This is a genomic window from Variovorax sp. 38R (assembly GCF_014843395.1).
GTDB lineage: Bacteria > Pseudomonadota > Gammaproteobacteria > Burkholderiales > Burkholderiaceae_C > Variovorax > Variovorax paradoxus_H.
The window spans coordinates 26,588-47,927 of record NZ_CP062121.1 but is presented as its reverse complement, the minus strand read 5'-3'; the positions used below and the strand labels follow the sequence as shown (position 1 = coordinate 47,927).

Annotated in this window: 16 protein-coding genes; 2 read left to right on the top strand and 14 right to left on the bottom strand. The window is 69.1% G+C overall.

Features of this window, described 5'->3' with window-relative positions; translation table 11 throughout:
* Nucleotides 1-4: 4 nt before the first annotated feature.
* The 8 genes from glcE to IG196_RS00145 form a co-directional block, all read right to left on the bottom strand.
* Nucleotides 5-1,135, bottom strand: coding sequence for a glycolate oxidase subunit GlcE (glcE, locus tag IG196_RS00180; protein WP_192194457.1), 1,131 nt, complete (start codon nt 1,133-1,135; stop codon nt 5-7).
* 16 nt (nt 1,136-1,151) lie between these two features.
* Nucleotides 1,152-2,654 (bottom strand): FAD-linked oxidase C-terminal domain-containing protein, encoded by a 1,503-nt coding sequence (locus tag IG196_RS00175; RefSeq protein ID WP_192194456.1) that lies wholly within the window; start codon nt 2,652-2,654, stop codon nt 1,152-1,154.
* Between the two features lie 14 nt (nt 2,655-2,668).
* On the bottom strand, nt 2,669-4,330 hold the full coding sequence (locus tag IG196_RS00170) for an L-lactate permease (RefSeq protein ID WP_192194455.1): 1,662 nt from the start codon (nt 4,328-4,330) through the stop codon (nt 2,669-2,671).
* A gap of 115 nt (nt 4,331-4,445) precedes the next feature.
* The gene (locus IG196_RS00165) at nt 4,446-5,333 is read right to left on the bottom strand and encodes a LysR substrate-binding domain-containing protein (protein ID WP_192194454.1); all 888 of its coding nucleotides are present in this window, start codon (nt 5,331-5,333) and stop codon (nt 4,446-4,448) included.
* Nucleotides 5,334-5,351: 18 nt separating this feature from the next.
* On the bottom strand, nt 5,352-6,281 hold the full coding sequence (locus IG196_RS00160; RefSeq protein ID WP_192194453.1) for an SMP-30/gluconolactonase/LRE family protein: 930 nt from the start codon (nt 6,279-6,281) through the stop codon (nt 5,352-5,354).
* Between the two features lie 209 nt (nt 6,282-6,490).
* Entirely contained in the window at nt 6,491-7,924 is a 1,434-nt protein-coding gene (locus IG196_RS00155; protein ID WP_192194452.1) for an ammonium transporter, read from the bottom strand.
* 29 nt (nt 7,925-7,953) lie between these two features.
* Complete coding sequence (gene glnK, locus IG196_RS00150) at nt 7,954-8,292, bottom strand: P-II family nitrogen regulator (protein WP_056583732.1); 339 nt, start codon at nt 8,290-8,292, stop codon at nt 7,954-7,956.
* A 70-nt stretch (nt 8,293-8,362) separates the two neighbouring features.
* Nucleotides 8,363-9,229, bottom strand: a complete 867-nt coding sequence (locus IG196_RS00145; protein WP_192194451.1) for a TorF family putative porin — start codon at nt 9,227-9,229, stop codon at nt 8,363-8,365.
* Between the two features lie 217 nt (nt 9,230-9,446).
* On the opposite strand from IG196_RS00145, the gene IG196_RS00140 reads away from it, so the two are divergent.
* Nucleotides 9,447-10,895, top strand: coding sequence for a YifB family Mg chelatase-like AAA ATPase (locus IG196_RS00140; protein WP_192194450.1), 1,449 nt, complete (start codon nt 9,447-9,449; stop codon nt 10,893-10,895).
* 12 nt (nt 10,896-10,907) lie between these two features.
* Here IG196_RS00140 and IG196_RS00135 read toward each other — a convergent pair whose 3' ends face one another.
* From IG196_RS00135 to tssJ, 6 genes are all read right to left on the bottom strand, one after another.
* Nucleotides 10,908-12,881 (bottom strand): serine/threonine-protein kinase, encoded by a 1,974-nt coding sequence (locus tag IG196_RS00135; protein WP_192194449.1) that lies wholly within the window; start codon nt 12,879-12,881, stop codon nt 10,908-10,910.
* A 36-nt stretch (nt 12,882-12,917) separates the two neighbouring features.
* A complete protein-coding gene (gene tagF / locus IG196_RS00130; RefSeq protein WP_101493506.1) occupies nt 12,918-13,661 on the bottom strand; it encodes a type VI secretion system-associated protein TagF in 744 nt (247 codons plus the stop codon).
* A gap of 27 nt (nt 13,662-13,688) precedes the next feature.
* Nucleotides 13,689-17,324 carry a type VI secretion system membrane subunit TssM gene (tssM, locus tag IG196_RS00125; protein WP_192194448.1) on the bottom strand — a complete coding sequence of 1,212 codons (3,636 nt, stop codon included), beginning with the start codon at nt 17,322-17,324 and terminating at the stop codon, nt 13,689-13,691.
* Nucleotides 17,324-18,715, bottom strand: coding sequence for a DotU family type VI secretion system protein (locus IG196_RS00120; protein WP_192194447.1), 1,392 nt, complete (start codon nt 18,713-18,715; stop codon nt 17,324-17,326). The genes tssM and IG196_RS00120 overlap by 1 nt, the downstream gene beginning before the upstream one ends.
* Before the next feature lie 8 nt (nt 18,716-18,723).
* On the bottom strand, nt 18,724-20,103 hold the full coding sequence (tssK, locus tag IG196_RS00115) for a type VI secretion system baseplate subunit TssK (RefSeq protein WP_192194446.1): 1,380 nt from the start codon (nt 20,101-20,103) through the stop codon (nt 18,724-18,726).
* Between the two features lie 159 nt (nt 20,104-20,262).
* Nucleotides 20,263-20,787 (bottom strand): type VI secretion system lipoprotein TssJ, encoded by a 525-nt coding sequence (gene tssJ, locus IG196_RS00110; RefSeq protein WP_101493510.1) that lies wholly within the window; start codon nt 20,785-20,787, stop codon nt 20,263-20,265.
* Nucleotides 20,788-20,957: 170 nt separating this feature from the next.
* On the opposite strand from tssJ, the gene IG196_RS00105 reads away from it, so the two are divergent.
* Nucleotides 20,958-21,332, top strand: a complete 375-nt coding sequence (locus IG196_RS00105; RefSeq protein ID WP_225616869.1) for a TssQ family T6SS-associated lipoprotein — start codon at nt 20,958-20,960, stop codon at nt 21,330-21,332.
* The last annotated feature ends 8 nt before the right edge of the window (nt 21,333-21,340 follow it).

Here is a 21,340-nt window from a genome sequence, read left to right as displayed (position 1 = left end):
TTTTTTATTGGTCGCCTGCGAAGAGCCGGCCGCGGTCGAAGACCCCGTGCGGATCGAACTCCTGCATCAGCGCGCGATGGATGCGTGCCACGGGCGCGCTCAATGCGTCGAAGCGCGGCACGTTGCAGTCGGCGGCTTGCGCCGCGGGCACGCGGAACAGCGTGGCGTGGCCACCGGCTGCCTGCGCGGCTTCACGCAGACGCGCAGCCTGCGCGGGCGGTGCAAGGTACCAGCGCTGTCCGCCGTGCCACTCGACCAGCGGCGCGGCGCAGCCGTCGATGGCGATCACCGGCGCGGTCTGCGGCACCGAGAGGCGCCACAGTGCCAGCGAACCGTCGGCGTCGGCGTCGGCGTCGCGCGCGAACCACGGCATGCGCTGGTCGCGCAGCGCGGCCCAGCCCGCGGCCGCGCGTGCCGGGTCCTGGCGTTCGCCGCCGAGCTGCGTGCAGGCCGCTTCAACGGCCGCCACGGCGCCGCGCAGCCGCAGGCGCAGCACGCCCGCACCGGGCGCGTGTTCGAACCAGCTGCTCGCGTTCAGCGGCAGCGGGCGCCCGCCCCACTCGTTGAGCAGGCGCAGCGCATCGGCCTGATTGCAGGCGAAGGCGAGCGTGGCCTCGGCGGGCGCCACGGGCAGCACCTTGAGGCTCACTTCGGCGATCACGCCCAGCGCGCCGAGCGAGCCGGCCAGCACGCGCGAGACGTCGTAGCCCGCAACGTTCTTCATCACCTGGCCGCCGAAGCTCAGCACCTCAGCGCGGCCGTTGACGAGCGTGGTGCCGAGCACGTAGTCGCGCACCGCGCCCACGCTGGCGCGCGCCGGGCCGCTGAGGCCGGCGGCGACCATGCCGCCCACCGTGCCGCCGACATCGAAGCACGGCGGCTCGAAGGGCAGGCACTGGCCCTGTTCGGCGAGCGCGGCCTCGAGCTCGGCCAGCAGCGTGCCGGCGCGCACGGTGACGACGAGCTCGCTGGGTTCGTAGCTGGTGATGCCGGCGAGCGCGCGCAGGTCGAGCAGTTCGCCATTCGGCGGCTGGCCGTAGAAATCCTTGGTGCCGCCGCCGCGCAGGCGCAGCGACGTGGCATCGGCCGCGGCGGCGCGCACGCGCTCGACGACCTGCTGGAGGGCGGTGTCCATGTTCGTCATCACGTTCTCAGAATCTCGGCAGGTCGGGGTGCGCCAGCCGGCCGCCGCGCACCACCTCTTTGCCGTACTCGGCGCAGCGCTGCAGCGTGGGAATCACCTTGCCGGGGTTGAGCAGACCGGCGGGGTCGAAGGCGCGCTTGATGCCGAACATCTGCTCGTTCTCGGCCGCGGTGAACTGCACGCACATGCTGTTGAGTTTTTCCACGCCCACGCCGTGCTCGCCCGACACGGTGCCGCCCATGGCGACGCTGGTCTCGAGGATGTCGGCGCCGAACAGCTCGCAGCGGTGCAGCTCGTCGGGGTCGTTGGCATCGAACAGCACCAGTGGGTGCAGGTTGCCGTCGCCCGCGTGGAACACGTTGCAGCAGCGCAGGTTGTATTTTTTCTCCATCTCCTGGATCGCCAGCAGGATGTCGGCGAGCCGCTTGCGCGGGATGGTCGAGTCGAGGCACATGTAGTCGGGGCTGATGCGGCCCGACGCCGGAAAGGCGTTCTTGCGCCCGCTCCAGAATTTCATGCGCTCGTCTTCGCTGGTGCTCACGGCGATGGCGGTGGCGCCGCAGTCGCGCAGCACGTCGGTCATGCGGCCGATTTCTTCTTCGACTTCTTCCGGCGTGCCGTCGGATTCGCACAGCAGGATGGCGGCGGCGTCGAGGTCGTAGCCCGCATGCACGAAGTCTTCGACGGCGGCGGTCATGGGCTTGTCCATCATCTCCAGGCCGGCCGGGATGATGCCCGCGGCAATCACCGCCGCGACCGCGTCGCCGGCTTTGCGCACGTCGTCGAAGCTGGCCATGATGCAGCGCGCCAGCTGCGGTTTGGGCACGAGCTTCACCGTGACCTCGGTGGTCACGGCCAGCATGCCTTCGCTGCCGATGGCCAGCGCGAGCAGGTCGAGCCCCGGCGCATCGAGCGCCTCACCGCCGAATTCGATCGGTTCGCCCTCGGCCGTGAAGCCGCGCACGCGCAGCACGTTGTGCAGCGTCAGGCCGTACTTCAGGCAGTGCACGCCGCCCGAGTTCTCGGCCACGTTGCCGCCGATGGTGCAGGCGATCTGGCTCGACGGATCGGGCGCGTAGTACAGGTTGAAAGGCGCGGCGGCCTCGCTGATGGCGAGGTTGCGCACGCCGCACTGCACGACGGCCGTGCGGCTCACGGGGTCGACCTTCAGGATGCGGTTGAACTTGGCCAGCGACAGCGTCACGCCCAGCGCGTGCGGCATGGCGCCGCCCGAGAGCCCGGTGCCGGCGCCGCGCGCCACCACGGGCACGCCGAGCTGGTGGCAGGCCTTGAGCACGGCCGCCACCTGCACCTCGGTCTCGGGCAGGGCCACCACCAGCGGGCGCTGGCGGTAGGCCGTGAGGCCGTCGCACTCGTAGGGCGTGGTGTCTTCGGCGTGCCAGATGAGCGCATGCGCAGGCAGGTGCGCCTGCAGCGCCCGCACCACCTGCGCCTGGCGCTCCGCCTTCGACAGCTGCGTGTGCTGGTCGGTCGTGACGGGAGCATTCATGGCGGGAGCAACTTTCAGCGGACGACCATCAGGGTGAATGGCCACACATAGGCCTGCAGCGTCACGTACAGGCCGACCAGCGAGGCCAGCGCGATCGAGTGGAAGAACACGTAGCGCAGGATGTCGCCTTCGTGATTGAACCACCGCGTGGCGGTGGAGGCCACCACGATCGACTGGGCGTCGATCATCTTACCCATCACGCCACCCGAGCTGTTGGCCGCGCCCATGAGGTTGGGCGCCAGGCCGAGCTGGTCGGCCGCGACCTTCTGCATGCCGCCGAACAGCACGTTCGATGCGGTGTCGGAGCCGGTCATGGCCACGCCGATCCAGCCCATGAGCGTGCCGAAGAAGGGATAGAACACGCCGGTGTTGGCAAACGCCAGGCCCAGCGTGGTGTCGGTGCCCGAGTAGCGCGTGAGCGTGCCCAGTGCGAGCATCAGCACGATGGTCATGAGCGAGTAGCGCACCATCCAGAGCGTGCGGACAAAGGTGCGCACGATCTCGACGGGGTTGTACTTCATGAACAGCGCACTCACGATCGCCGACAGGAGAATGCCGGTGCCCGTGGCCGACAGCAGGTTCAGCACGTACACCGCGCCTTCCTTCGTGGGCGCCATGACCACCGGCGGCATCTTCTCGATCAGGTTGTGCAGCCCGCCCATCGGGAACGAGGGCGCGAACACGCCATTGAGCGCGGTCTTCACCGACGGCAGGCCCCAGATGAACACGAACACCGAGAGGATCACCCAGGGCATCCACGCGCGCACCAGCGCATCGCGGCTGTGCACGACGATGGCGGCCGGCGGCTTGGCCTCGTGCGCGCTCACGTCCTTGCCGCGCAGCGAGGGCGAGCGCCACACGTTCTTGGGCTGCCACACGCGCAGGAACAGCACCAGGCTGGCCATCGACACGATGGCCGCGATGATGTCCACCAGCTCGGGCCCGATGAAGTTCGACACCAGGTACTGCGGCACCGCGAACGACACCCCCGTGACCAGGATCGCAGGCCAGACTTCCATCATCGCCTTGCGTCCGGCGAAGGCCCAGACCAGCCAGAACGGCACCAGCAGCGAGAAGAACGGCAGCTGGCGGCCGATCATCGCGGTGACTTCCATCAGGTCGTAGCCGTGCACCTTGGCCAGCGTGATCACCGGCGTGCCGAGCGCGCCGAAGGCGACCGGCGCGGTGTTGGCAATCAGCGAGAGGCCCGAGGCGGCCAGTGGCGAAAAGCCCAGGCCGATCAGGATGCCGGCCGTGACCGCCACCGGCGTGCCGAAGCCCGCCGCGCCCTCGAAGAACGCGCCGAAGCAGAAGGCGATCAGCAGCAGCTGGATGCGGCGGTCTTCGGTGATGCCCGAGAGCGAGTCCTGCAGCACCTTGAAGCTGCCGTTCTGTTCGGCCAGCTGCTGCAGGAAGATGATGTTCAGCACGATCCAGCCGATCGGCAGCAGGCCCGTGAAGCCGCCGAAGAGCGCGGCGCGCCCGGCCATTTCGGCGGGCATGCCGTAGGCGAACACGGCGACCAGCAGCGCGGCCAGCAGGCCGAGGCCGGCGGCGATGTGGGCCTTGATGTGAAAGAAACCAAGGCACGCGAGCATCACCACCACCGGGATCGCGGCGAGCGCGGTGGAAATGATCATGTTGCCGAACGGGTCGTAGATCTGCTGCCAGGTCATGCGTTGTCTCCGGGGAGTCTGTTGTTGTGACTCGCACTCTAGGGAGAAGCACGCCGGCCGAATTGAAGGTTTTTTGCCCGGACCTTGATAAAAATTTGTCGGGCCGATGTGTCGGTCAGTGGAGCGTTTGAACGATCCAGTCGACGAAAGCCGCGCACTCCCAGCGCTCCAGCGTGCCCGGCTGCCAGCAGATGTAGTGGCGGTGCGGCGAGGGCACGGGCCGGTCCGACAGCGCCACCAGCCGACCTGATTCGAACCAGGCGGCACCCAGTTTCTGTCGCACCAGCGCCACGCCAAAGCCGCTCGCGGCCGCGTCGTACACGAGCCCCAGGTCGTTGAACTGCGAGCCCAGGTGCGGCTCGGGCTGGTCGATGCCGCAGCTCGCGAACCAGGTGCCCCAGGGCTCGAGCGGGCTGCGGATCAGCCGCGCGCTGGCGATCTCGGCCGCGGTGCGAAAGCCGTCGAAGGGCCCGAACTCGTTGAGGTAGCTCGGGCTGCAGGCGGGCACCACGTCCTCGCCGATGAGCAGGCGATGCTCGCAGTCGGCGTACGCGCCGATGCCGTAGCGCACCTGCAGGTCGGTCTGCTCGGCCGTGACGTCGAGCAGCGGAATCGACACATGCAGCGCCAGTTCGATGTCGGGGTAGATGTTGCGAAAGAGCTCCAGCCGCGGCATCAGGAACTGGCGGCTGAAGGTCGGCGTGACGGCCACGCTCAGGCGCGGTGCGCGCAGCGCCGCGTCACGGCTGCCGGGCGTGGCCTGCTGCAGCGCGGCCAGGCCGACACGCACGTTCGCCAGGTACGCCGCGCCGTCGGCCGTGAGGCTGAAGTCGCTGCGACCGAAGAGCTTGAAGCCCACGTGCGCCTCGAGCTGGCGGATGCGGTGGCTCACGGCGCTGGCCGTCACGCACAGCTCGTCGGCCGCGCGGCCCGCATGCCGCAGCCGCGCGACGGCCTCGAAGGTCAGCAGGCATTGGATCGGGGGGATGTGGAGCAAAGCCATCCGTGGCAGCTGCCCGACTCAGTCGTCGAAGAAATTCACCGGCAGGCCTGGCGTGTCGACGCGCATCGAGAGCACCGTGCCCGAGGCCGGGCGCTGCACCAGCTCGTCGGCCGGGCGGCCCTTGCGTCCGCTGGTGACGAAGAGCGTGCGCAGGTCGTCGCCGCCGAAGCAGGGCATGGTCGGGCATTGCACGGGCACCGCGATGGCGGCCACGCGCTCGCCCGTGGGCGCAAAGCGCAGCAGCTGCGCGCCTTCGAACATCGCGACCCAGTAGTGGCCGGCGGCGTCGATGGTGGCGCCGTCGGGGCGGCCGTCGTACGGCGTGGGCGCACCGGGTACCCAGCCCGCGGGCTTGGGGTCGAACTGCTGGAACACGCGCGAATGCGAGAGCGTGTTGGCCTCGGCGTCCCAGTCCCAGGCGCGCACCACGTGCGCGGCGGTGTCGGCCCAGTAGAGCGTCCGGTTGTCGGGCGAGAACGCCAGGCCGTTGGCGGTGGTGACGTGCTCCAGCATCGACGTGATGTTGGGAGACACGTCGCCGGGGCGGGCGTCGAAGCAGTAGAGCGCGGCGTTGGCGCGGTCTTTGGCCTCGTTGAGCGAGCCGGCCCAGAAGCGGCCGAGTGCGTCGCACTTGCCATCGTTGAAGCGCATGGTGCGCACGTCGTGCTCCACGCGCGCCATCGCGACCAGCGGGCCGCCCCATTCACGGGCGCGGTAGATGCCGTCGCGCAGCGCGATCACGAGGCCGCCGCTGCGTGCCGGCGCCATGCAGCCGGGCTCGGTGGGCAGGGCCCATCGCTCGACCGTGGCGGTGGCGGAACCGATCTCGCCGCGCGTGCGCAGCACGGCGCGGCCCGGGATGTCGAGCCAGTAGAGCGCGCGTTCGTGCGGGTGCCAGAACGGCGATTCACCCAGGTCGCAGAGGCTGTCTTCGATGGAGGTCCACATGGTGGGGCGATTGTGCCCCCGGCCACGCGGGCAGCGGGCAAAAAAAAGCCCGCTGACGCCGAAGCGCTCGCGGGCTGAACATCCAAAGGAGACTCGCCTGAAAAACTCGGGGTCTGTTGTTCTTCTTTGTATCGAAAAGGGTGGTGGTGGTCTTTGAAACGCGGGGGCCGGCACCGTGCCGGACCACCCGCTGTCTGTCTGTGTGCGAATCAGCGGTTGTAAGCCGTTTCGCCGTGCGAGGAGATGTCGAGGCCTTCGCGCTCTTCTTCTTCCGACACACGCAGGCCGAGGGTCAGGTCGGCGATCTTGAAGGCGATGAACGCCACCACGCCGGACCACACGATCGTGAACAGCACGCTCTTGACCTGGATCCAGACCTGGCCGCCCATCGTGAAGGTGTCGGGGGTCAGGCCGCCGGTGCCGCCCAGGCCCTTGGCTGCGAACACACCGGTCAGGATGGCACCCAGGATGCCGCCCACACCGTGCACGCCGAACACGTCGAACGCGTCGTCGGCGCCGAGCATGCGCTTGAGGCCGCCCACACCCCACAGGCAGACCAGGCCGGCCAGCAGGCCCAGCACGATCGAACCCATCGGGCCGACGAAACCAGCGGCGGGCGTGACGGCCACGAGGCCGGCCACGGCACCGGACGCAGCGCCTAGCATCGAGGCCTTGCCCTTGTGCAGGCTTTCACCCAGGATCCACGACAGGGCCGCGGCAGCGGTGGCGAGCACCGTGTTGATGAAGGCCAGACCCGCAGCGGCGTTGGCAGCACCTGCCGAACCCGCGTTGAAGCCGAACCAGCCGACCCACAGCAGCGAAGCGCCGACCATGGTGAGCGTGAGCGAGTGCGGCGTGAACGCTTCCTTGCCGTAGCCGACGCGCTTGCCGATCATGTAGGCACCGACCAGGCCGGCGATACCGGCGTTGATGTGCACCACGGTGCCGCCCGCGAAGTCGAGCGCGCCGTCCTTGCCCAGCAGGCCGCCGCCCCACACGATATGGGCCATGGGCACGTAGCTGAAGGTGAACCAGATCACCGAGAACAGCAGCACGGCCGAGAACTTGGCACGCTCTGCGAAGGCGCCGACGATCAGCGCCACGGTGATGGCCGCGAAGGTGCCCTGGAAGGCGACGAACACGTATTCGGGAATCGTGGTCAGCGCGCCGAAGGTCTCCTGCGTGATGCCCTTCATGAAGATCTTGTCGAAGCTTCCGAAGAAATTGCCGTCGCCCGTGAACGCCAGGCTGTAGCCATAGATGGCCCACAGGATGCTGATGAGCGAGAAGATCACGAAGACCTGCATCAGCACCGACAGCATGTTCTTGGAGCGGCCCAGGCCGCCGTAGAACAGCGCCAGGCCAGGGATGGTCATCAGGATCACGAGCAGCGTCGAGGTGAGCATCCAGGCGGTGTCGCCGGAGTCGACCTTGGGCGCGGGTGCGGCAGCCGGTGCGGCAGGTGCGGCCTCTGCGGCAGCGGGCGCTGCAGCAGCGGCAGGTGCCGGTGCGGCGGCCGCAGGCGCGGCAGGTGCCGATGCAGCGGGTGCCTCAGCGGTAGCGGCGGGTGCCTGGGCCATCGCCGAAGTGCCGGCGACGAAGACGCTCAAACCGAGCGCAAGAGAGACAAGAAGTTTTTTCATGGTCGTTGTTCTTTCGGGCCAGGAATCGGTCAGAGGGCTTCGCGGCCCGTTTCGCCGGTGCGGATGCGCACGACCTGCTCGAGGTTGTAGACAAAGATCTTGCCGTCGCCGATCTTCCCGGTGCGCGCGGCCCCCTCGACCGCCTCGATCACGCGATCGACCAGCTCGTCGGAGATGGCCGCCTCGATCTTCACCTTGGGCAGGAAGTCGACCACGTACTCGGCACCGCGGTACAGCTCGGTGTGGCCCTTCTGGCGACCGAAGCCCTTCACTTCCGTGACGGTGATCCCCTGCACGCCGATGGCCGAGAGTGCTTCACGCACCTCGTCGAGCTTGAACGGTTTGATGATGGCTGTGACCAGCTTCATGATGAGTTGCTCCTTCTGGATGGATGAAAGGCGGCGCGGCAACGTGGGCCGCGCCTGGTTGTTGTGTCGATTACAGCGTCTTCGTCAGCGTGAGGATGAAGCGCGCCTTGTTGGGCGAGTAGTAGGTGGTGCCGAAGGTACCGAAGTCGGGGATGTCGATGCCCGGGTAGGCCACGACCTGGTAGTTGGACTTCTTGTTGGCGCCCTGCACCGAACCCGTGAGCGTCAGGCCGCTGCCGAAGTCGTAGGTCGCGCCGACGTTGTAGTCGACGTAGCTCTTGTAGCCCAGGCTGCGGATGTCGCTCGACATGTTGGTGAAGCCGACGGCAGCCTTGAGCGTGACCTTGGGCACGATCTCCTTGCTGTAGGCCAGGTTCAGGTAGCCGGTGTTGCGGCCCTTCAGGCCCGAGCCCGTCTTGGCGCCGGCGTAGCCGAAGTAGTCCTTGGACACGGTGTGCGAGTACTTGGCCGTGAACGAGCCGAAGCTCTCGTTGGCGTAGGTGGCACCCACGTAGAGCTCGGTGGTGTTGCCCACCGAGTTGCCCGGGTAGATGTAGGTGAGCGCACCGACGTCCATGTCGACCGGGCCGGCCTTGAACTTGTAGCCGCCGTACAGGTCGCTCTCGATGCTGTTGCCCTTGAGCCAGTTGACGCTGGAGTTCCAGTTGCCGACGTAGAAGCCGCTGTCGCCGAAGGCGTAGTCGAAGCCGCCCTGGATGGCGGGCTTGAAGCCCTTGGTCTTGGCGTAGTCGTTCTTGCCGATCATGTCCTGGTCCTGGCCGCGGAACTTGTAGTTCGTGGTCAGGGTGACATTGCCCGTGAGCAGGGGCGCGGGCGCCGGTGCGGCGGCGTCGGCGGCCTGGGCCATGGCGGCGCCGGAGGCGGTCAGTGCGGTGGCCAGAACGATCAACGCCTGGGCGGCGGTACGGTGCGTCATCAGGGAACTCCTCGCAAGTGTGTTGTTGGACCTGAGCACCCTCAAAGCAGGGAGCGTGCCAAAGTGCGCAAATACCGCCCCGGCCAGAGGGCGGCGATGCCCGGCAGTGAGCCCCAAATCGTTACAAGCCCTGTTTCCGGCAGTTGCACACGCTTGCACGCTGCACGGTCTTGGGCTTGCATGTCGCAAGCGCACCAACTTGGGGAGAGGGAGAAAAATGAGTCTGTCTTTGGTGCAAAGCCGCGCCTTGCTCGGCCTGGAAGCCGCCGCCGTCACGGTCGAGGTGCATCTGGCGAACGGCCTGCCGAGCTTCACGTTGGTCGGGCTGGCCGAGACCGAGGTCAAGGAAGCGCGCGAACGCGTGCGCTCGGCGATCCAGAACGCCGGGCTCGAATTTCCGACGAACAAGAAGATCGTGGTGAACCTCGCGCCCGCCGATCTGCCGAAGGACTCGGGCCGCTTCGACCTGCCCATCGCCCTGGGCATCCTCGCGGCCAGCGGGCAGATCGAGAACCACCGGCTGGCCGGCCACGAGTTCGCCGGCGAACTGTCGCTGTCGGGCGAGCTGCGTCCCGTGCGCGGCGCGCTCGCGATGGCCGTCGCCACCTACACGCACGGCACCGCCGTGCGGCTGGTGCTGCCCATGGACAGCGCCCACGAGGCCGCGCTGGTGCCCGGCGCCGAGGTGTACGGGGCCAAGCACCTGCTCGACGTGGTGCGGCAGTTCGTCGCCGGCGGCGGCGGGCCCGTCGATGCGAGCGACGACGGCTGGGCCCGCGTGCGCGCCGCGCCCGGCGACGGCGCCCCACGCTATGCCGACCTGGCCGACGTCAAGGGCCACACCGGCGCCAAGCGCGCGCTCGAAATCGCCGCAGCCGGTGGCCACAGCCTCTTGATGGTGGGCGAGCCGGGCTCGGGCAAGTCGATGCTGGCGCACCGCTTCGCCGGCCTGCTGCCGCCGATGAACGTGGACGAGGCGCTGGAAAGCGCGGCCATCGCCAGCCTCGACGGCCGGCTGGCGCCCGAGCGCTGGATGAGCCGCCCGACGGCCACGCCGCACCACACGGCGAGCGCGGTGGCGCTGGTGGGCGGCGGCTCGCCGCCGCGGCCGGGCGAGATCTCGCGCGCGCACCACGGCGTTCTGTTTTTGGACGAGTTCCCCGAGTTCACGCGCGCCGCCCTCGAAGCGCTGCGCGAGCCGCTGGAGACCGGCACCATCACGATCACCCGCGCCGCCCGGCGCGCGGAGTTTCCGGCGCGCTTCCAGCTCATCGCCGCCATGAACCCCTGCCCGTGCGGTTACCTCGGCTCCACGCTGAGGCCCTGCCGCTGCACGCCCGAGCGCGTCGCGCGCTACCAGAGCAAGCTCAGCGGCCCGCTGCTGGACCGCATCGACCTGCACATCGAAGTGGCGGCCGTGTCGGCCCCGCAGCTGCTCGATGCGCCGGCCGGCGAATCGACCGACAGCATCCGTGCGCGTGTGGTGAGCGCACGCGAACGCGCGCTGCAACGCCAGGGCCATGCGAACCAGGCGCTGCAGGGCCGCGCGATCGACACGCACGCGGTGCTCGACAGCGCCGCGCGCCAACTGCTGCAACAGGCAGCCGCGCGGCTGGGCTGGTCGGCGCGCAGCACGCACCGCGCGCTGCGCAGCGGCGCACCCTGACCCGCCCTTCCCTTACTTGAACTCGTGGCTCACGACCGGTGCGGACTTGCTGTCCTGCACCGTCACGCGCTGGCGGTAGGCCGTGAGGTCGCCGTTGCGCACCTCGATCGTGTAGATGCCCGGGCGCAGCGACAGCGACTTGAGCGGCGGGCTCACGCCGCGGTCCGCGCCGTCGACGAAGACCTGGCCCCAGGGCCGGATGTTGAATTGCACGCGGCCCATGCCGGGCGCCGCAGCCGGTAATGGCGGTGGTGCGGCCGGCGGTGCGCCCGCGACCACGGTCGGCACCGGGTTGCTGCCCGCCACGGGCGGCGGCGGTGACTGCCGGTTGAGCTGGGCGATGGCGTTGCGCGCCTCCCGCGCATGCAGGCCGCGGCGGTGGCGCCGCAGGTAGGCCTCGTAGCCTTCGCGGGTGTTCTCGGCCTGGGCGAGGTTCCAGTCTTCCACCTCGGCGACCACGGCGGGGTCGGGGGGCGGCGGCGCTTCGGGTGGTGCTGGCTGGGCCGGCTGCGCGGGTTGTGCGGGCGGGGCCTCGGGCTCGGCCGGCGGTGCAGCCGGTGGCGTGGGCGCGGCAGCGACCGGCACGTTGTCGAGCGGGCTCAGCGGCGCGCTGGCCGACGCGGCGGGCGCGGACGCAGGCGGTGCCCCGGAGGCGGTCCCTGCCGGCGGCATCGCCGCCGGCGGCGCGCCCGGGTCGGACATCGGCGTGCCGGCCGGCGGTGCCGACGCCACCATCGGATCGGATGGCGCCTTGGCCGTCAGCCGCCAGCCGATCCAGCCGCCGACCGCGAACAGCGCGAGCACCAGCCCGCCCACGAGGAACCACGGCGGGCGCTTCGACGGTTTCTTCGGACGGGCGACGGGCGACGGCGGTGCAGGCGGTGGGGGTGTCGGTGCGCGCGCAGTCACCGCTTCCACAGGCACGGGCGCCACTTCAGGCGCGGGTGGTGGCGCCTCCACTTCCGGCTCCGGCTGTTCCTCTGGCACAGGCGCCGCGACGGGCACGACAGCAGCAGCAGTCGCCACCGCAAGTGCCGACCGATCCACCACATAGAGATCGCCCAGCTTCACCAGCCCCAGCTCGGCCGCGAAGGCCGCCACCGTCTGCGTGCGGTCCTTGCTGTGCACGGCCAGCGTGTGGTCCACCGCGGCGCAGAAGGCCGGGCTCAGGTCGTCGCGGTCCATCGACGACAGCGGCACGAAGGCGTCCTGCACGCTGCGCACCACGGCCGAGGGCGGCGGGTGGCCGGTCACCGCGCGGTACAGCACGGCGCCGAGCGCATAGAGGTCGGTCCACGCGCCCTGCAGCAGCGTGTTGTCGTCGGCGTACTGCTCGATCGGCGAGTAGCCCGACTTCACCATCACCGCCACCTCGTCGACGAGGTCGGCGATCGACTTGCGCGCGGCGCCGAAGTCCAGCAGCACCGGGCGGTCGTCCTGCTGCTGGATGAAGATGTTGTCGGGCGCGATGTCGCGATGGAAGCACTGGCTGTGGTGCAACGTGTCGAGTGCGCCCAGCAGCGGGCCCAGCATGCCGAGCAGCCAGGGCTCGGTCAGCGTGCCCGGCTCGCTCTCCGCCAGCTTGCGCAGCGTGCGGCCCTTGTAGAGCTGGATCGCCATGTAGGCGGTGGAGTTCGCCTCCCAGAAGCGATGCACCCGCACCAGCGCCGGATGGCTGAACTGCGCCAGCGTGCGCGCCTCGTTGATGAAGCTGCGCAGGCCCGCCGCGAAGGTGGCGGTGAGCCGCTCGGAGCGCACGTGCACGCTGTTGTCGCCCACGCGGCGCGCGAGCATCGAGGGCATGTATTCCTTCACCGCCACCTCGCGCTGCAGCGAGTGGTCGTACGCGCGGTAGACGATGCCGAAGCCGCCTTCGCCGATGACTTCGAGCAGCTCGAACTCGTCGAGCCGGTGGCCCGTGCCGAGGGGATGGGGGCGCTCCTCCGGCGGGTCGGGCGTCACGCTAGGGCTGGCGGGCGTCGTCATGGGGTGTCTCTTTTTCCTGCGGGTGAATCGGGCGCGTCATGCCCATGGCACGTGGCCTTGCGAAAACAACTGGGAAAACAGCGGGGTGTTGAGCCCGCCGCCGTGCGCCGCGGTGCGAAGCGGCGAGCCGTCGGCCTGGTTGGTCCACCAGTAGCTGGTGCCACCGAAGGGGTCGAAGCACAGCGGCAGCTCGGGCCAGCCCAAACGCTGCTGCGCGCTCGCGCCGTGCGCACCGTACGCGCCATTGGCAGCAGGGCCGGCGGCCGCGCCGAGGATCGAGAGGATGTCGTCCGAGCCGCCGCTGGCCGTGCGAAAGCCCGTGCGGCCCGCGGCCAGCACCTGGCTGTCGAAGAGGTCGGGTGCCACGCCGTGGCGAATCGCCTGCAGCAGCGCGCTGCCGCACTGCCAGTACCACGCGGCCGAGCCTTCGAGCACGGCGGGGTGGTAGCGGCTGGCGTCCACCTGCAGCGTCACGCAGGCCGGGTAGTAGCGGCCCACGCGGTCGCAGCTCGGTGCGATGCAGCCGAACTGCACCGCGTTCACGCCGTGCGTGGCCGGAATGGCGAAGTTCCAGACCGGCGCCACCGCGTAGTGCCGCGTCATCGCGTCGGGCCAGCGCTTGAAGCTGCCCAGGCCGTTCTGCATCCAGCGGTCCCACCAGGCCTGCAGCTCGCGCGGCATGCGGCGGTAAAGAAAATCGCCGGCCGACGGCAGCTTGCCGTACCAGCCGATCTGCTCGTCGACGGGCGACCAGGCCTGCGGAGGAAGGGGACTGTTCATGCAAGGCCCCTGCTGATGTGGTTCATCCTAGGATTTCCCCGGGCACGAGAAGCTGTTCATCTGCGACAACCGCAGCGGGTTGTAGACGCTGTTGGCCGTCACCGCGAGCACCACCTTCTTGCCTTGCAGGTCGAAGGTCGCATTGAACGATTCGGGCGTGCGGCCCGACGAGATCGAAGCCTTGTCGAACAGCCGGTGCAGCGCCCACGGCCCTTCGGTCACGATGCCGCCGGCCGGCGTGCCGTTGGCCACGGTCACCTGCAGCCTCACCTGGTTGCTGTTGCGCGGACCGGGCCACTTGATGCTGCTGGGCGCCTGCGGGCCGTGGGCATAGCGCACCGTCTGGCCGTCGATGTCGAGCGTGAACTGCGTGAGCGTGGCGTCCATGTCCTCGGGCCGGATGTCGAGCGTAAACGACGGCGTGCGCCCGCCCGCCATGCCCGAGAAGAACACGTCGCGGATCGCCTGCGCCTTCTGGAACGCATCGAGGTACGCCGAACGCCCCGACGCGCTGCCGTCCACGCCGCGCTTGAAGGTCCAGGGGTTGACCGAGGTGTCGACCTGCGAGGCCAGGTTCTTCTGGAAGAAGTCGTCCATCATCCCGCCGGGCGCGAAGAGTTGCGCGAAGTCGCCGGCCGCCACGTCGCGGTTCGAGCCGCGCGCGAACGGGTAGCGCCCCGCGATCGCCTGGCTGCAGAACTGCCCGATGGTCGCGGCGGCGTTCTGCCCGATGTTCTGCCGCGTCACCGCCGCGGCCTTCGACGACGCCGTGGCCGACAGGTCGTTCAGCATGCCCTGGAACGGCACCGGCAAACGCCCGGCTTCGGCCTGCAGCTTGGTCACCGCATCGCTCGAGGGCGGGATGTTGCCGCTGCGCAGCGCGGTGTCGGTGGCGGTGAGAAAGGTGTAGAGCTCGTTGATGAGCGCCGCCGTCTGGTCCAGCGGCGTCTGGCCGCCGGCCTTGGGCGCAGTCACCATGCGGCGCAGCGGCGCAAAGTGGTTGTCGACCAGCGACTCGGGCCGGTCGGGCGCGGTGTTGCGGCGCTGGCTGCCGTCGGGCTGGCCGATGAGCTGCTCGATGCGCTCGCGCGTGCTCGTCACGCGGTTCTGTGCCTGGTCGAGCAGGCTGCGCGTGGCCTCGTCGTGGTTGCGCAGCAGGTCGGTCTCGCGCGCCGCGCCGCGGATGATGCGCGACATCGGCGACTCGCCCGTCGACAGCACGCGCGTCATCTGGATGCTCTGCAGCAGCGACTTGCTTTCGGCCAGCCGGATGTCGGCCAGGTACTCGTCCCAGGTGCGGATGTAGTCGGTGAGGTACAGGCGCCGCACCTCGCGCAGCAGCAGCTCGCGCGAGGTGATGTCGGCCATGCCCGGTGCGCGGATCTGCAGCACCCAGCGGTCTTCCTGCTCCAGCGCCAGCGTGGTCTCGGCCATGCGCTTGTCGAAGATGTCCCAGTAGCCGCGGTAGGTGAAGAGCGTCGGGATGCCGTCGGTCAGCGGCTTGCCGCTGGCGCGCCGCACCACCAGCGCCGACTCCGCACCGCCCGCCTCGGCAATGGTGAAGGCATTGGGCGCGCTGGTCTGCAGGAGGATGCGGCGCAGCCGCGCGTACGAGCGCTGCGCGAGCGGCACGCCGGCCAGGCGCTCGCGCGTCTGCGCGATGAGCTTGTCGTCCTTGGTGAAGGGCGAGGTCACGACGCGGTCGGCGAACAGCGTCTTCAAATGCGCCTCGAGGTTGGTGCGCTGCTCGCGCGTGAGCGAGGCGCCGATTTTGCGATCGACATCGGTCAGCAGCCAGGCCTGCAGAAAGTCGGCGTCGTAGCGCTCGGGGTCGTACAGCATGAGATACGCCTTGAGCGCCTCGTAGCTGTATTCGGCATCGGCCTTCGCGGCCTCGCGCAGCGACTGCTCGACACGTTGCGCGGCCTGCGGCAGCAGCACCGTTTCCAACGCGCGCTGGTACACGCCGTCGGTGGCGGCCTGCAGCTTCTCGCCCTGGTAGAGCCCGAAGCGGTAGCCCACGGGCGGATCGCCGATGTCGAACTCGGTGGACTTGGGCAGGTCGCGCAGGCGGTCGAGGATGAGCAGCGAGCTCGCGACGTCGCCGCTCGAATCGACCACCGTCGGCAGCTCGCCGCGCGCCGCCGCCTTGTTGAAGGCCTTGGCGTTGCCGTCGACCTCGGCCACGTAGGCCTTGTTGTGGCGCCAGCTGTTCGCCCACGCGCCCAGCAGCACCACCGCGAGCACGCCGACCAGCGCGTAGCCCGCGAGGTCGATCGCGCGGCGGCGGCGGTACCAGCGCAGGTTGGTGCCGGCCACGCCCGCGTCGCGGAAGATCACCTGCTGCAGCAGTTCTTTCAGGAAGTAGCTCTTGCCCGGGCCCGGCGGCGGCGCGGGCGGCGCGTTCACCTGCAGGTAGCGCTTGATGGCGCCCATCACGCGGTCGAAGGCCGTGCCCTCCTGCGTGCCGCTGGTGAAGTACACGCCGCGCAGCAGCGGCGCCACCTCGAACTTCGACGGGTTGAACACGTCGGCCAGGAAGGTGCCCAGGATGTCCTCGAAGCTCGCGAACTGCTGCGGCAGCAGGTAGGCCTGCGCACGCCGCATCGGGTCGGGCTCGGTCGCCATCAGTTCGGGCAGGCGTTCGTCCAGGCGCTGGTGCAGCAGCTTGTATTCCTGGTGAAAGCGCTCGCGCAGGTCGGCCTTGGCCGGGTCGGCGGGGTTGCCCTCGATGGGGAAGGTGAAGCCCCACACCTGCTGGCGCTCGGCGCGGCCCAGCGAACCGAAGTACTCGTTGAAGCCGGCCAGCAGGTCGGTCTTGGTGACCAGCACGTACACCGGGAAGTTGATGCCCAGGTCGTTGCGCAGCTCGAGCAGCCGCTTGCGCAGCGCCATCGCGTGGCGTGCGCGCTGCGCGTCGTCGGCCAGCGGCAGGTCGGCGATGCTGATGGTGAGGATCGCGCCGTTGATCGGCTGGCGCGGCCGGAACTTCTTGAGCAGCTCGATGAAGCCCTTCCACTCGCCCTCGTCGGTCTCGCGGTGGCTCTCGTGCGTGGTGTAGCGCCCGGCCGTGTCGATGAGCACGGCCTCGTTGGTGAACCACCAGTCGCAGTTGCGCGTGCCACCGATGCCGCGCACGGCCGCCTTGCCGAGCTGGTCGGCGAGCGGAAAGTCGAGGTCGGAGTTGACCAGCGCCGTCGTCTTGCCCGAGCCCGGTGCGCCGATGAAGATGTACCAGGGCAGCTGGTAAAGGTACTGCCGGTCGAACAGCGCGAAGCGCCCGGCCGCCTTGCCGCCGGGGCCCGGGCCGAAACGCATGTTCTTCAGCACCGCCGTGGCGTCGGAGAAACCGCTGTGCAGTTCCTTGATCTCGGGCGCCTCTTCGGGCTTGGCCTCCTTCGCCTTGGGCGACGGCGTGCGCAGCTGGTGCAGCAGCTGCGCGTTGAGGCGGCGCTCGCGCCACTTGCGATACGCCACGCGCAGCAGCCACACGCCGAACATCAGCGCGATGACCACGATGCGCACGAACTCGCTTTCGAGCGGTCGGTAGCGGCCCACGGCGATCACCGGGCCGATGACCCAGATCAGGAACGCGAGTGCGATCAGCCCGAACAGGACCCAGAGGTCGCGGCTGACGAGAAAACGGAAGAGCGCGCGCAGCATCAGCGGGTGCCTCCTTGCGATGGCTGTTGCTGTGGCTGCGATGCAGCCCCGGGCACGGGCACGCCCGCCACCGGCGCCACCAGCAGCGTGACCTCGACGCGCCGGTTGCGCGCGCGGTTGGCTGCCGAGTCGTTCGGCACCAGCGGATCCGCGTCGCCACGGCCTTCGGCGCGCAGGCGCTCGGGCCGTGTGAGGCGCCGGCCGATCATGGTCTTCACCGCATCGGCGCGCGCCTGCGAGAGCTGCCAGTTGGACGGGAAGCGCACGCTGCGGATCGGCTGGTCGTCGCTGAAGCCGCTGACCAGCACGTTGCCTTCCACCGCATTGAGCGCATCGGCCACGCGCGCGAGCACCGGCGCGTAGCGATCGAGCACGCGGTCGGAGCCCGAGGCGAACAGGCCGTCGCCGCGCAGCACCACCACGCTGCGGTCGGCCTCGTCGCGCACCGTGAGCAGGCCGTCGCGGATCTCGGGCTCGAGAAAGCGCTGCAGGCGCGGCTGCACCGCCACGGGCGCGGCCACCGCGCGCTGCGTCTGCGGCAGGCGCACCGCGCTCACGGCCGAGAACGCGCCGTCGGAATGGCCCGCGAGGTTGAAGGTGAGCACCGCGAACACCAGCACCAGCAGCACCGCCGCCACCGCGCCCACGGCCCACACCGGCAGCCAATGGCGCGTGCGGCGCACGGGTGCGCTCGCGTCCTGCCAGTGCGGCGACAGCGGCACGGCAATTTCGCCGCGCGTCTGCCGGATGATCTGCAGCAGCCGCTGCTTGAGCGTCTCCAACTGCGAGCGGCCGTTGTCGATGACGCGAAAGCGCCCTTCGAAGCCCATGGCCAGGCAGAAGTAGATGAGCTCGATGAGGTGCAGGTGCTGCTGCGGGTTCTGCACCAGCCGCGACAGCAGTTGGAAGAACTTCTCGCCGCCCCAGGTCTCGTTGTGGAACATCACGAGCAGGCTCTGCGACGACCAGATGCTGCCGCCCCACGGCGTGAGCGCCGCGGCCTCGTCGACCGCGGTGCACAGGCAGTAGCGCGCGCCGATGATCACTTCGGGCGCAATGCCGGCCTGCTGCGCGCGCGTCTCGAAACGCCGCACCTCGTCGACCAGGTGCTCGCGCAGCTGCGCAGGCGCCGGATGGTGGCCGGTGGCGCGGATCTGCGGGATCAGGTCGAGCAGCGGATTGGCCGCCGCCACCAACGGGTTGTTGCCCGCCAGCGCCGTGTCGCCCGCGTGCGGGCGCCGCGCGTCGTGCCACGCGGTGAAGGCATCGGGCTGGGGCTGCGGTGGTTGGGGCTGCTGCGACCCCGGGCCGCTGCTGGTGTTCGCACCGCCGCCCGGGTTGGGCGGCACGAAGCCTCCCGGGCCGACGGCCATGTCATTGGCACCGTTCATAGGGTCCCTCACGGACGGATGGCCCAGAACTCCATGGCGAGCCCCGGAAAGTCGCCGGCCAGGTGCATGGCGACGCCGCCCGATTTCTCGAGCTGGCGCCACATGTCGCCGCCCTTGTCGAGTTCGAAGTAGTGGTAGCCCGCGTGGTACGGGATCTGGCGCGGCGCCACCGGCAGCGAGCGCACGACCACGCCGGGCAGCTGCAGCTGCACGAGGTCGCGGATGCGTTCGACCGAGCCGATCTTGACCTGCGTCGGAAAGCGCTGCTGCACGGCATCGGCCGGCAGGTCGGCATGCACCGCGAGCACGAAGGCCGCGTTGCGCACCAGCACCGGGTCGGGCATGCGCCCCACGCGCACGCCGTGGCTGCGCTCTTCCAGTTCGATGGCGATGGCGCTCTGCTCGAGCACCGCCGACAGCGAACGCCGCAGCTCTTCCATCAACGGGCGGATGCTCTCGTTGAGGTTGTCGTGGTCGTACACCGGCCACACCACCGGACGGCGCGTGGGCGAGGTGTGCGTGGCGAGGTCGCAGGCCAGCTTGAGCCAGTCGACGAACAGCGTCTCGGGGTGCACCTGCACCGCCTGCTGCGCATGCCAGGTGAGTGCGAGGTAGCGATTGACCAGCTCCAGCAGCAGGAAGTCGGAGACCTCGCTCACGCCGCCGCGCCCCGGTTGCGACAGCCGCGAGGCCAGCGCTTCGGAACGCTGCGTGAGCAGGCCGTGCAGCTCGGCCGTCATGCTGCGCAGCATCGGGTGCGCCGAGGCATCGAGCACCGGCGGAATGTAGTTGGCATCGACCACCAGCTTGTGGTCGGTGCGCCGCTCGATCACGCGCACCGCACCGATCGCCTGCCACTCGGCCGTGAGCGACGAGGCGCGCGCCAGCCGCAGGCGCGGCTTGGCCAGCTGCAGCACCGCGGGGCCGAGCGCGACCGCGTTGCCGTCGGCCACTTCGCGTTCGACCACGCCGAAGCGCGCAGCCGAGCCTTCGTCTTCCGAGAAGATCACCTCTTCGCTGCCGGGCCGGCGCAAGGGCAGCGCGAGCACGATGAGTTCGTCGGTGAGGTCGGTGGGCACGTCGAAGGGCATCGGTGCGTCTTCGAGGCCGAACGAGAACGGCGTGCCGTCGGGCAGCACGCCCGCGCCGGCGAGCAGCGACACGCGGCCGAGCGCGAAGGCATCACGGTCGATGTCCAGGTGCAGCCATCCCCAGTAGGCGCCCTGCATGCCCGCGGTGCGGCGAGTGACGTACTGCTCGACATAGCGCTCCATCTGCTGGAAGTGCTGGGGCCGCAGGTACATGCCTTCGGACCACACCACGCGATTCGCCAATGCCTGAGATTGGGCGCCCTGACCGGCCGCGCCCGCGTTGCGAACTGTCACCAAAGAACCTCCTGGAGTGCTCACACGGAGGCGGGGAATGCGCTGTTCAGCGGCTCCCCGCTCGATCTTTATTCGCGTCTGATGCTACACGGCGCCTCTTGCGTTCTGCACGACTTTTCAGAGGCAGATGCGCCGCACTTTTGTATTAGCGCGCACTGAAACTTAACGACTTGGTAGCACTTCGAGCCCGCTCTTGCGCACCGCGATGCGCACGCCCTGCTCGCTCGGAGAAAACTGCCACACCTTGTAAAGATTCGTTTGCTTGGGCTCCTTCAACGGCAGCACGATGCGCCACCGAGCCGCTTCCAGCTTGCGATAACCGGCGATCACGCCGATGGCGCGCGAGTCGAGTCCGGCCTCGCGCTTGAACACGCGTTCCTCGCCGCTGCGCAAGATGGCCTGGTCCGCGTTCACGAGTTCGGTCATGAGCGTCTCGCGGTCGCGGTCCTGCAGCGCGAAGTAGTCTGCCGTCTCAAAGTTGCCGGAAGATTTCAGTTCGAAGACCTTCACAAGAATCGGTGCCGACTGGCCGCGGCCATCGGGATTCACGCCCTCGTCGATGCGCACGGTGATGGCGTAGGGCGTGGGCATCGACTTCGCTGTCGATGCGCATCCTGCAATGCCAGAGAGGCCTGCGAGCAACGGTGGTGTTGCCAATGCGCCTTGAATCAAGGTCCGTCGATGCATGAGATCTCCCTGAAAGCTTCGCGATCTATATTATCGAAACCATGCACGCGCACGGTGTGCATTGCGTGTTGTTGCATCACGATGCACAGCACACTATCCCTCACGCATTGCCTCTCGCGAAGTAGGAGAAAAGATTGAAGTCTTGCCTGCCTGTTCTGTCTTTTGCCTTCATGCTTGCGCTGTTGAGCGGCTGCCAGAGCACCCCGGATGCATCGCAGCAACCCGAACGCCTGAGCCAGCAAGTGGCGCGCACCACGCTCGAACGTGCGCAGCAGGCCTACGACACCGGCGACTACGCCAAGGCCATCTCCACACTGAAGAGCGGCGGCGTGTCGGTGTTCGACGGGGCCGAGCCCGTGACGCGGCTCGCTGCCTTGAAGCTCGAAGCCTTCAGCTACTGCGTGAACAACCAGATCGCGGAATGCCGCACGCAATTCCGCAAGCTCCTCGATGTGTTCCCGAGCTTCGACCTGAACGTCGCGGAACGCACCCACCCCGTGTGGGGCCCCGCGTTCGAGGCCGCGAAGAAGATGAAGCGCGGATGACACGCGGC